General features: G+C 50.5%; 1 protein-coding gene. It reads right to left on the reverse strand.

The window, feature by feature from the left end; all coding sequences use genetic code 11:
• The coding region (locus tag KDK19_RS05210) for a hypothetical protein (protein WP_257291488.1) at positions 1–1,079 on the reverse strand (1,079 nt) is incomplete at both ends.

Consider the following 1,079-nt stretch of genomic DNA (forward strand, 5'->3'; position numbering starts at 1 on the left):
TTGCTTGCCACTCGCGTCCAGCAGCAGTTTTTCAGCCCGTGTATGTTTGCCCATTAGCTCCCAGATTCGCACCAGGGCCAGGTCAACCAGAGGGTTCCCGCAGGCCTTGCACAGTAAATCTTCAGTAGCCTCGGGATTCTTGCCACTCAGGTCCACCAGCAGTTTTTCAGCCCGTTTATAGTCGCCCGTTCTCCCCCAAAATCTCACCAGAGTCAGATCAATGCCAAGATTTCCAGAGCGTTTGCACAGCGCTTCCTCACCGGCGAAGGGGGACTTGTCGGCCATGTTCAACAGCAATCTTTCAGTCAGTGTATATTTGCCTTGCACCTCCCAATTTCTTGCCAGCGCCACATCAACATCTTTCTTCCCGGAAGGCTTGCAGAGACGTTCTTCGTTGTCATTGGGGTGCTTGTGACTCATGTTCAGCAGCAGTCTTTCCGTCCATTCATTTTTGCCCATCGTCTGCCAGAGTCGGGCCAGGGTCAGATCCAGGGTATGATCTCCACAGGGTTGACACAGGATTTCTTTATTGAGGCCGGGATGCTTACCAATCATATTCAGCAGCAGCTTTTCAGCCATTTTATATTGGCCTATCTGTTCCCAGTATCGGACCAGGGCCAGGTCAATTCCATAATCTCCACAGGGCTGACACAGGATTTCTTCACTGCTGCCGGGGCGCTTCCCGCTCATGTTCAGCAGCAGTTTTCCACAAAGTTCCAGCTTTTCCATGGACTGCCAGAGTAAGGCCAGGTTCAGATCAACCACACGCTTTCCGCTGACCCTGCAAAGCTTTTCAACACTGTCAGTCTGGTGCTTGCTACTCATGTTCAGGAGCAATTTTTCAGACAGATGATTTTTGCCCATGTTCTGCCAATGCCGACTCAAAGCTAGATCAATATCAAGATCTCCAAAAGGCCTGCAAAGAATCTCTTCACTGGCATTGGGGGACTTGCCACTCACGCTCAGCAGCAGTTTTTCAGCCTGTTCGTTTTTTTCCATTAGCTGCCAGAGTCGTGCCAGTGCCAGATCAATTTCATTATTTCCACTGGCCTTGCAAAGGCAATCCTCACTGTCATTGG

This window comes from Endozoicomonas sp. ONNA1 (assembly GCF_024606325.1).
Lineage (GTDB): Bacteria > Pseudomonadota > Gammaproteobacteria > Pseudomonadales > Endozoicomonadaceae > Endozoicomonas_A.